This window comes from Kitasatospora sp. NPDC093102 (assembly GCF_040683915.1).
Lineage (GTDB): Bacteria > Actinomycetota > Actinomycetes > Streptomycetales > Streptomycetaceae > Kitasatospora.
On the sequence record NZ_JBFBFA010000091.1, the window covers coordinates 1 to 10,229 of the forward strand.

Genomic DNA, 10,229 nt, shown 5'->3' on the forward strand with positions numbered 1-10,229 from the left:
CATGAGCATCCCAGTGACACCACGAAGATCAAAAGCCCTGCCGGAACCCCACCGGCAGGGCTTCTTCATCGCCCGCCATGCTCATCGCGAACGGCCGTCCCATGCTCATCTTGAGTGGCACTCAACACCAGGCACACCAGCCGGAGGCCGGCATGTTTCGAGGCTCGATCCCCGCCCCGCAACTGCCCAGTGGCAGAACTGCGCACCGTCCAGACACGGCTCCTGGCGCTGCTGGAGCGGTACGCCGACGGCCTGCTGAGCATGGACTACCGGTTCAGCCCAGATGAGACCACCCAGAGGGCGATCCGTCTGTTCGCGGTCCTCCTGAACGTGCCCCCCCGGAGCCGTACGCCGCCATGCCCGCGGCTCCCGCTGGCCCGTCGGCCTCAGGCTACGCCGGGCGGTGGACTACCGGACGAGGAGGAGTTCTGCCGCGCGACTGGCAGAGCGGGCAGCGAAGCAGGCTCGTGCGGAAGCGGCGGATGCCCGGCGGCCGGCCTTTGCGCCCGATTTGGAACGCTGCGCATCGAGCCCCGCCGGGTTGGCCGGCGGGGCTCCGGAGTGGGCGGCTCGGGCTGCCTACTCGGGCTGGTCGATGGTCATGGTGAAGCTGAGGACCATGATCTGCTCGAACCGCGGAGGGAGCCTGCGGGACATGGCGCGTGCGGAGAGCCGGCTGACCGAGCAGCGCGGCAAGACCGCCGGCCTCAAGAAGAAGCCCGACACCGACGGCGGCGGGGACGGCGGCGACGTCCAGGTCGCCCCCGTCACGTCGAAGGCGAAGTCGACCAAGCGCCTGCCGGTACGCCCTCCGGGGGCTGGAGCGGTGATCTGGGGCCTGACAGAGCTGGGCCTGGACGCCGCCGCCACCACCCTGCCCAGAGGCCGCAAGATGGGCAGCAGGGCCCGCTCGCTCGGCCGCGGCACCGGCGCCCCGCACGCCATGGCCGTCAACGACGCCATCGTCGCCATCACCTGCGCCAACACCCCCGGCGGCCCGGTCGGCACGATCGCCGACTGGACCACCGAGGACTCCCACCCCCTGCCCGCAGGCCGCCAGCAGATCGCCGACGCCGTCCTGACCGCCCCCGCCGACCGGGTGCCGGTGCTCCTGGTCGAGGTCGACCTCCACAACGGCGACAACGCGAAGATCGCCCGGAAGTTCGACGGGTACGCCGAGTACTTCGCCCTCACCTGCAAGGACCCCACCCACACCGGGCACCCCTCCACCGCGAGGCAGCTGAAGGTGTGGCGGCGCAAGTACCCCACCGCCCCGAGCGGAACGTGGCCGCCGGTCGCCCTCGTCCTGGCCGGCGCCGGGCCCCGGGGCCTGCCAGGCACCATCAACGGGGTCTGGGCCCTGACCCGCGAACACTGGCAGCCCCACGGCAGCCTCGACTTCACCGGCCGCATCCCGATCCTCGCGTGCACCCTCGACCAGCTGACAGCCCAGGGCCCGCATGCCCCGATCCGGTGGCGCTTCGGCAGCCACCAGTGGCAGAACCTCACCGACGCCCTCGCCAACACCGACTACCTCACCCGCACCCGGGCCCGCCTCGCCGCCGAGAAGCAGGCCGCCGAAGACGAGAAGGAACAGCGCCTGGAAGCCACCCGCTGCCCGGGCTGCAACCGCCGCGAGGACGAGTACGACTGGACGCCCGGCGCCGGCGACGGCACCGAGCCCTGCCACGACTGCCGCAAGGAAGCCGACGACACCCGCGGGCACAACGCCCTGCTCGCCGCCCGCCAGGCGAACGCCGCCATGCACCCCTGCCACACCTGCCAGGGCTCCATCGGAGGCAAACCGGACTCGGTCGCCGAACTGCACAAGCCGGCCGACCCGTACCGCCTGGAATGCCCCGGCTGCGACGACAACCGCCACGCCAACGGCCGCCCGCCGATCATCCTTGCCCTGCCCGCCAACCGCGACCGCCGCCGCGCCGCCGCCGGCAAACTCGACGACCCGTACTGGCACATCCGCCTGCACCACGCAGAGAAGTACCCCAACCGCTGACCAGGCCTCGCGGGACGGCAGCGACCGAAGCGACCGACACCGAAGGCGGTGCCCGGCCCGTGTTCCGCCGGGCACCGCCTCGTTGGTCCGGGCACGGGGCCACGGGCTTGCCCGGCCGTCCCCGGCCTGCGTCGATTGGTGCGGCTTGCCCGGCCCCACTCCCACCGCCGGTGCACCTCTCGCATCGGGTGAGTGTTGGGGGATGAGCCGTACGGGTATGGCTACCGGCAGTTCTACGTTGGGGGGATTATGGCCGATAACAGCGCGCTGTACGGGCTGCTCGGAGCTCTGGGGGGAGCCTCGGCTGCCGGCCTCGCGGCTGTCTACGGCCCGCTGCGTCTGCATCGGCGGCAAGCGGAGCAGAAGGCGAGTGAGGAGCAGGCTCGCCAAAGTGAGACAGAGATCGCCCGTCTGCTGAAGATGCGAACCACGGGCCGGGCGTGGATCGATGCGTTGGAGCGGTTCGTCCAAGATTTGCAGACACAGCATCCTGTGGACGTCAACCGATTCGACGAGATCACAGACCACGTCATCCGGGAGGCCACCGAAGCCGGACACGCGCTGGCTCACAACGGCCTGTGGCTCGGATCCCAGGACACACCACCGCACGGCACTCCACGACCAGACACTGCGGACGGATCCTTCTCCGAACTTCTGGGCCACTTGCGAGAGGCGACCCGGGAAGTCCGTGCCGACGTCCTGCGATGTTCCTCGCATCGGGAAAGCACGGCGCGAAGTGAGGTCCTGGAGGCCCTGGAGCGTGTCAGGGCCGCGCGGGCACAGCTGAACGCAGCCCTTCTCGATCAGATCGACCAGATCAACGGGGGCCACACACGCCGCCTGTAACTGGGCCCGCTGGTCCACTCCTGCTCGTCCGCGCTCCCCCCTGGGGCACCAGGGTTTCCGTCAGAAACCTTGGTGACCTTCGGGGCCGGTCTCATGATCTACCGTCAGCTGAAGCAGCACTCCCTCGGGCCCCACGCCGCCAGCCGCGCCCTGGGGCCGCGTTCTGGGGTGGTGGTGGTGGGGGTGCGGGCCGGGAGTGCTGGCCGCGCCGGGCGCCTGCCCGGACTGCGGCACACTCACGAGCGACGTTGCCGCCCTGGTCGATGTCCCCGCCGCGGCCGCCGTGCCCCTGCCCAACCGCCCGGGCCGACCCACCGGACGCCACCGCTGTCGAGCAGGAGCAGTGGCAGACCGCCGTCGTGGCTCTCTACGCGTTGGGCTCCATCGGCACCGGCGTCGCCTGCGCGCTGGAGACGGTCCGGCCGCTCGCTGACGCCGAGGACTTGGACCTGCGCTTCGCAGCTGTGAAGGTTCTGTGGGACATCGAGAGCGACTCCGCCGATGCCGTGCCGCGGCTGATCGCCCTGTTCGACACCGGCAAGGATCACGATGCCGCCGACGTCCTCGGCCGGATCGGAGGGCCGGCGGCCGTGGCACTGCCCCGCCTGCGGCAGGTGTGGGTGGAATCGTTCACGGGTCTACGGGGCGGCAGTTCGAGGGCCTGGTGCGAGTCGTGCGCGAGCGGGGCGGCAACGGCCCCGATAGCGGCCGGCCGAGCCAGCGAAGCAGGCCTGCGGCGCCGCCTCGGGTCACCGGTGGTTGCGGTGTCGCCCTCAGGCTGTCTGGTTGATGGCGGCCCGGCTGGCGCGTTGCAGTGCCTCGTCGTCCTCGATGCTCCCGAAGAAGCCGCCGCTTCAGCGGGCGAGGGAGAGTTCGGCGTGGATCCGTGGAAGGGCAGGTGCGGCGGCGGGGCCCATCCGCTGTAGGCAGTCCACGACGTGGCTGGCAGTCGAGTCGCTTTCCTCCCATGCCTCCAGCAGCACGGGCAGGACGGCCTCGGCCTCGGCCGGGCCGCCGATGTCGTAGATCGCGGCGGCGGCTCAGGTGACGTGGAGGAGTTTGATGTCCGCGTGCTCCTTGAGCGCGTCGGTGAACGGGTCGCGGTGCGCGTGAACCGTGGCGACGACGTCGGCCTCGGTCTCGAACAGGGACCGGACGGCGTCTCGGAAGGCGGTGCAGGCCCCATCCGGCCGAGTTCGTCGATGAGCACAAGCAGCCGCCCGGGCTGTTCCGCACCTTGTGCCGCCGCGTTGAGCAACGGCAGCGCCAGCCTTTCCATGACGCCCAGGTCGACCCCGTACCGCCCGACCCGCGGTGGCCCCGGAAAGTCGATGTGGGCGAGCACGGCCCGCCGGCCCGCCAGCGTCTCCAGGGCGAAGCCGACCCGCGCGCAGCCCTGCCGGATCTCCTCGGTGGTGAAGCAGGCCCGGCGGGCCAGCCAGTACCAGGCCTGCGGCACCGAGCCGAGGACCTGGTACCAGGCGACTGCCACCGCCATCCCGATGAAGAACCACGACGGAGGCGCCATCTCGCCGGGCCGATGGGACCCCTCCTGCGCCCACCGCCGGCAGCAGTCGATTCCCTCGCGCGTCCACCGGGAGCAGCGGCCGGAACCGCTGTCGGCCCACCGCGTGGATGCCTCGATGATCCCGGCGTGCCACTGGTCGCGCCTTCGGGCAACCGCGCACCTGGTCTCACCGCCGCCCGGCTCAGGCATCCGGCTGCTCCTAGGCGGGCTTCATGAGTGCGTCACGCACCCGGTCGACGAGCGAGGCGAACGGCCCGACCGCCCACTGGGCGGCTGTGGAGCCGGCCACTGCCGGGTGGGGGTGGGTGGGGGCGAGCTTCTCCACGATGAGCAGCCGCTTGCCCATCTTTTCGAGCTGCTCTTCGGCACGTCCTGCCCGCACCGCCGGAAACTCCTCGCGCTCCTCCTGCTCGGCGTGGGCGAGCACAGACCGTTCGAACTCGCTGAACCTGGCGTCGAACTCCCGGCTTGACACATCCATCTTCTCGAGCTGGGAGAGAGCCCGGGTGGCGTCCTCCTCCTCGCGGGTACGCGCCTCGGCGATCTGCTTCCCCGCGGTTTCCCGGGTCGCCGGCCGCAGGATCAGCTGCTCACTGGTCTCGTGGACCGCGAGCAGCGCGCGCAGTTCGTCGAAGGCCTGCTTCTTGTGCTCCCCGTCCGACCTCTTCACGTCCGAGAGGAGCTCTCGGATGCGACGGTGCTGGCGAAGCAGGATGTCGATCACGTCGTCCGGACGCTTCGCGGCTCGGTTCTCGCGGGCCTCGCTCATGGCTGCGCCTTTCGGTTCCCTCGGCGTGGTTGGGGCCGGCGGGTGAGCCGGCCGTGGCGCTGTCCGAGGTCTCCAGAATCGGCGGGCGTAAACCCGCTTGCCGGCGGCGAGACACGATGGCGCCTCCCGTTCACCGGGGAGGCGCCATCGCCGTGCACACCGTCAGCTGCCGGCCGAGTCGCACCACTGCTGCCAGGTGAGCCCCTGCGGCTTCAGCTCCTTGCCGTAGAACGACGTCCAGGTGGTGTCGTTGGGCGTCGGGTCGACGCTCTGCGGGGCCTGGGTGAACAGCGGGTAGTCCGCCTTCACTACCGTCTTGATCCAGGGGTCGAGCTCGTCGAAGGAGTCCAGCGACCAGCTGCGGGCGTGGTAGACGAGGCTTCCCTGGGAGGAGTTCTCCGGGATGCACATGGCCGGGATGTACGGCGCGGTGCGGGTCCAGGAGTTGACGATCTCCATGGCGCCCTTGGGGATGTCCTTCGTCTCCCTCTTGCGGGCCTCGTCCTGGTCGACGTAGAAGTCGAACATCTCCCAGGTCGCGTAGGTGTTGTTGACCAGACCGAAGCCCTCGGGGATGCCGTAGCGCTGGGCCAGGCTGTACAGCGGCGCCACATCGCTGGTCCACTCCAGCTTGTCGTGGATGTGCAACGGTGCGACGGCCTTGCCGAGGGGGATCTCGGCGGTGCCGGCGACGGTGTAGAGCTTGCCGTCCTTGATCCGGTAATGGGCGTTGACGTGCTCGTTCGCGATCGGCGGCAGGGGACGGGTGCGCCCGTCGAGAGGGTTGGTCCACTGCGTCAGCCGCTCGCCGGTGACGGGGTCGGTGTAGAAGACGATCTCCCGGGAGAGCTGGTAGAGGTCGTCGGTCCCCGGCACCCGGTACAGCCGGCGGATATTGTAGCCCTCGAAGCCGAACAGCGTCTTGCCGTGCGCCAGCGCAGCGCCGTACGCGTTGCCTCTGACCTGGTTCATCACCTTGCCGCTGATTCGGTACACCATGTCCTGGCCGTCGGGCCGGCCGAGGGTCTGCAGGAACAGCCGGCTGTCGGCGCTGTCCAGGCTGGAGTACAAGGGCCCCGGATCGGTGGGCTGGGTCACGGGCTTCGCCTGGGCGGTGGCCGACACCGTTGCCGCGAGCGCGGCAACCGCGGTGGCCACCCCCACTGCGCGGCGCAGACGGGGGCGGCGGGGGTGGGTCGAGGACATGCGGGGCCCTTCTGAAGCCGATGTGCAGGAAACCAGGTGTCCCTCCCCGCGGGCAGCGCCCGGTACATGGATGTGCTCCTGTCCCGGGGCGGCCGGGGGGAGGCCGGGGCATCACCCCCGGGACAGGAACGGGGGGGAGGGTCAGGTCAGTGTGGTGCCGTCCGGGCCGCTGGGTCAGTACGGATATCCGCAGTCATCACAACTGATTGCATCTGCCAGGATGCGCGGCCCTGAGCGCAGCACTGCAGCAGGCCCTGGCAGAGCCCGGTGCGGCGTCCGCACTGGCCGCGGCGCCGCCGCGTACGCCCGTGGCCCCGCCACATCCGTCTTCGGATACGACGACCCGGAGATCACCCCCATCAGCCACGCCCACCACGACGGCGTGTCCTTCCCCGAGCCCCCCAGATCGACCAGGCCGGACAACACGTCGCCCACAGAGGACTTCGACACCACGAACCTTCCAGCGCCAGGGGGGAACCGCGTCCGCGACCGGACCCGTACGAACATGACCAGGAAGAGACAACGTGACGTGCCGACGGAAGCGTTCAGGCAGGGGTGACGACGTGCCACCCCGGTCATGCCAAGCGCAGGGCCGCCGTTCATTCTGCGGGTCGGTGCGGCGGACGCACGGGGGTCGGTCCAGGTGCGGGTGGCGAAGACACGCCCGCGGATGCACCCGGTCTTGATCGGCGTCCACGGGCTCTTCGCCGGTGCGTTGCCGCAGGAGTGCCCGACCGATCCCACGGGGGCCTGGATTCCCGCTCCGGCCGGGCGTGCCGTGAGCTTGACGGACGTGTATCGGGTGCCGGTCCGCGTGGTGCGCGAACTCGCCCCAAGGCGGCCTCGCGGCCGGCCAGGGCGTACTTCGGCGAGGCGAGGAGCGGGTCCGCATCCGCGCGGGCGGAGGTTTCCCAGGCCGCCGCCCGTGGACCGGGACCTGGGCCGCCCGGTCCTCGACGCCCTGCTGGTGCACGGTTCGTTGTGGCTGCGCTGGTCCGGCCACGACGGCATCCGCACCCTCCACCACGGCGCGGGCCTGGCCCGCGGCTGGACCGAGCGCGACGTCGACGGCCTGGACGGCTGGGTGGCCCTGGCCGACGGCAGGATCCTCCGCAGCGGCCGCCCGGGTGGCGGCGTGCCGGAGCCCGTCGTGCACGCGGAGGCGTGGGAGGCCGGTGCGACGCTGCACGCCGCCCTCGCCCAGTACCAGGGCCGCCCTGGCCGCGCCCAGGACGAAGACGAGGACGACGATCAGGAGCACGGGCTGCTCGGCGGCATCCGCAGCCGGGTCCGCCGCCGGGCGGCCGGGATGACCCGGGGGAACATCCAGCAGGCCCTGCACCGGGCCCGGGACGACGAGCGCGCCGCCGACCGGTACGCCGACACCGGAGACGGAACCGCGTTCGCCGCCGCGGTCACCGTGTGCGCAGAGTGGCAGCGCGTGCGCGGCCACATCGCCGCCACCCGGGCCGAGCGCTACGACCCCGACCACGACACCGTCCTCCAGCACGTGCTGCGCGCCGAGCGCTACCGCCGGGACGTCGCCGAATGCGCCCGCGAGGCCGCCCACCGGACCCGCCAGACCACCGCCGCCTGGCCGCCCATCGCCGCCCAGCCCCTCTACACCGCCCTCGACCGCGCCGGCCTCCACACGCTGACCGACGACGACCACCAGGCCGTCCGCGACCTCACCTACCACCTCGGCCCCGCCACGCTGCGCCAGGTCATGAGCTGGCTGGAGCGCACCCGCACCGCCGCCCTCGAACTTCGCGGCACCGAACAGGCCCCGCCCGTCCGGCCCGTCGTACGGCGCAACCGGTTCTGACGGACCGTGTCCGGCGAAAGGTGTCGACCTTGCTGTTCGGCGGGGCGTTGGATAGGCGTTCCTGGGCCGGGGCCCCACACCCGGCCGCGCTGCCTCGGCCTGGGCGCACCGCACCGCGGGTGCGGTTCCCGCACCGCATCGCGCTGGCGAAGTTGCTGCTCGTCTTCGGCTCCTCGCCGACGCTGGTGATCGGGAAGGGGCTCGGCGACTGATGCCGTGAGCACGTCGCGGGACTGGAGGGCGGGCACTGCGGCCCGGTCGGCCACCAGGCACCGGAGGACCGGCCGGCGGAGATCGCCGCCGCGGTCACCGCCGGGGCCGGCCGCCACGGCCTGTACGGCTGAGCGACGACCCGGGCGCCGGGCACGGCATCGTGTGCCCTTGGTGCGCAGGGTCTCGGTCAACGGGGACGGAACGTCTGGAACGCCACACTCGATGGCTCCATGTACTTGCTGGGGAACACGGCCCTGATCAGTGGTTTGAGCGCTTTGGGGGCCCAGAACTGCCACGGCGTCCGCAGGTAGACGAGCGGTGGTTCCGGCGGAGCGTGGCCACTGCTCCCACCTCTCGTGTAGGTCCAGACATTGCGGTTCGGGGCGTGCACGACCAGCCCGGTCTCGTCGGCCACGGCTTGGGCGTGCTGGGCGGTGTTGCAGCTGTGCAGCACGATGGAGGGCGACCGGGAGTCGCTGGCCGGGGCGTTCTTGAGGGCCTGAACGCTCGGCCTGCGCCGCAGGAACCCGCCGAGCTCGCTGCCGTCGACGGTCACTTCCGTCCCGTGCTCGGTCCGGAGGCTGAACCCGCGTCGGCCACCGTGTGCGGAGAAGAAGTAGGCGTTCTCGGGATTCCATGGGACGGGCCCGGCCGGTCTGGTCCGCCTACCCCGTGCGTACGAGTAGTGCGTGACGCCATTGAACCGGCCGTAGATCCTCTCCCGGATGACCCAGTCGGGTCCGTTGAAGGAGGCCCGTCCGATCCCGCGGAGTCCCTTCTCCAGTGGTTCGACGATCGTCTGGGTGTGGATCTCGCGGTCTGGGATGATCTTGCCGCGGACGGTGGTGAGGTGTCCACCGGAGTCCCCCAGGGCGGGGTCGACACCACCGAGTGAGGGAGGGTCGACGCGGACGATTCCGCCCTGCGGAGCCGGTCCCTCATCCGTCCACCGGGGTGTCTTCAGCCCGAAGGACCAGTCGCCATCGGGGTTCGGCGTCCGCTGGAGGCCTGCGGTCAGCGCGTAGACCGTGCGGTCGGTCCGTGTCGCGATCGCACGTGGCAGCTCCAGCCCCCCGCTGCCGCCGTGGGGCGCCAGCAGCACGACGGGGACGTCCTTCGGCAGGGCCTTCAGGGCTGGGTCCGAGGCGGCCAGCGCGGCGAACTCGTCGTGGTGGACCGGCACGGCCTCACCGTGCTCACCGGTCAGCGACAGGTTGCGGTCGGCCAGCAGGAAGTACGGCTCGGGCCCGTCCGCCCACGGTGTGGGAAAGGGGCCCAGGACACGCCGGTAGTACCGTTCGTCGGCCTCCTGTGTGTGCGTGTACTCGCGGGCCCGCCCGTTGAAGGAGGTCAGCACCTTGCCGACGTCGATCAGGCGGGACGGCGAGAGGTAGGCTCGGCCGAGGGCCCGTGCGGAGCCGACACCACCCAGCGGAAGGCTCTGCACCCGCACACCGCCGCGGCCGGGCAGCTCGTGCAGGCCGGCAGTGCCCGCTGGCGACGGCGCCGGCGACACCTCGAACGCCGCCCCGGATCCCGTGCCGGGCTGCGCCGCCCCGCCGTCACCGCTGTCAGGTGAGATGGGTGAGGTGGGTTGTCTGGTTCCGGCCACGGAATCGTGTTCGTGTCCGATGCCATCCACATCCTCGCCACCGGGCGTGTCCCCGAGGAGAGGTGAGCTGCCCCGTATTTCGTGGAGTCCGCGATTGTGTGATCAAGCGGTCTGCGGGACTCTTGGTCCAGTTGCGCCCAGTAGGCCTGTTCGTATTCGTCGGGCGGGAGGTAGCCGAGGGCGGAGTGGAGTCGTTCACCGTTGTACCACGCGACC

The 10,229-nt window shown here is 71.2% G+C and carries 7 protein-coding genes and 1 pseudogene; 4 read left to right on the plus strand and 4 right to left on the minus strand.

From position 1 onward, the window contains the following. Window positions 1–655: 655 nt before the first annotated feature. The 3 genes from AB0O11_RS38380 to AB0O11_RS38390 all read left to right on the plus strand — a co-directional run bounded on the left by AB0O11_RS38380 (window position 656) and on the right by AB0O11_RS38390 (window position 3,786). On the plus strand, window positions 656–2,014 hold the full coding sequence (locus AB0O11_RS38380; RefSeq protein ID WP_363396987.1) for a replication-relaxation family protein: 1,359 nt from the start codon (window positions 656–658) through the stop codon (window positions 2,012–2,014). Window positions 2,015–2,263: 249 nt separating this feature from the next. Beyond that, window positions 2,264–2,860 (plus strand): hypothetical protein, encoded by a 597-nt coding sequence (locus AB0O11_RS38385; RefSeq protein ID WP_363396990.1) that lies wholly within the window; start codon window positions 2,264–2,266, stop codon window positions 2,858–2,860. 359 nt (window positions 2,861–3,219) lie between these two features. Continuing rightward, window positions 3,220–3,786: a hypothetical protein gene (locus AB0O11_RS38390; RefSeq protein WP_363397004.1), complete on the plus strand. Its 567-nt coding sequence runs from the start codon at window positions 3,220–3,222 to the stop codon at window positions 3,784–3,786. A gap of 317 nt (window positions 3,787–4,103) precedes the next feature. On the opposite strand, the pseudogene AB0O11_RS38395 reads toward AB0O11_RS38390, so the two are convergent. The 3 genes and pseudogenes from AB0O11_RS38395 to AB0O11_RS38405 form a co-directional block, all read right to left on the minus strand. Continuing rightward, a pseudogene (locus AB0O11_RS38395) lies at window positions 4,104–4,577 on the minus strand (nucleoside-triphosphatase); the annotation flags it as partial. Between the two features lie 10 nt (window positions 4,578–4,587). After that, window positions 4,588–5,157, minus strand: a complete 570-nt coding sequence (locus tag AB0O11_RS38400; RefSeq protein ID WP_363396993.1) for a hemerythrin domain-containing protein — start codon at window positions 5,155–5,157, stop codon at window positions 4,588–4,590. A gap of 162 nt (window positions 5,158–5,319) precedes the next feature. Then, a complete protein-coding gene (locus AB0O11_RS38405) occupies window positions 5,320–6,363 on the minus strand; it encodes a DUF1838 family protein (protein WP_363396996.1) in 1,044 nt (347 codons plus the stop codon). Between the two features lie 925 nt (window positions 6,364–7,288). Here AB0O11_RS38405 and AB0O11_RS38410 point away from each other — a divergent pair. Next, window positions 7,289–8,188 (plus strand): hypothetical protein, encoded by a 900-nt coding sequence (locus AB0O11_RS38410; RefSeq protein WP_363396999.1) that lies wholly within the window; start codon window positions 7,289–7,291, stop codon window positions 8,186–8,188. Window positions 8,189–8,588: 400 nt separating this feature from the next. Here the strand turns inward: AB0O11_RS38410 and AB0O11_RS38415 are convergent, their stop codons facing one another. Further along, a complete protein-coding gene (locus AB0O11_RS38415; RefSeq protein WP_363397002.1) occupies window positions 8,589–9,848 on the minus strand; it encodes a hypothetical protein in 1,260 nt (419 codons plus the stop codon). Between the last annotated feature and the right edge of the window lie 381 nt (window positions 9,849–10,229).

What these genes read in the sequence shown, in the direction of transcription:
- AB0O11_RS38380 (WP_363396987.1), top strand. Translation starts at nt 656, where the DNA reads ATGGCGCGTGCGGAGAGCCGGCTGACCGAGCAGCGCGGCAAGACCGCC.
- AB0O11_RS38385 (WP_363396990.1), top strand. Translation starts at nt 2,264, where the DNA reads ATGGCCGATAACAGCGCGCTGTACGGGCTGCTCGGAGCTCTGGGGGGA.
- AB0O11_RS38400 (WP_363396993.1), bottom strand. Translation starts at nt 5,157, where the DNA reads ATGAGCGAGGCCCGCGAGAACCGAGCCGCGAAGCGTCCGGACGACGTG.
- AB0O11_RS38405 (WP_363396996.1), bottom strand. Translation starts at nt 6,363, where the DNA reads ATGTCCTCGACCCACCCCCGCCGCCCCCGTCTGCGCCGCGCAGTGGGG.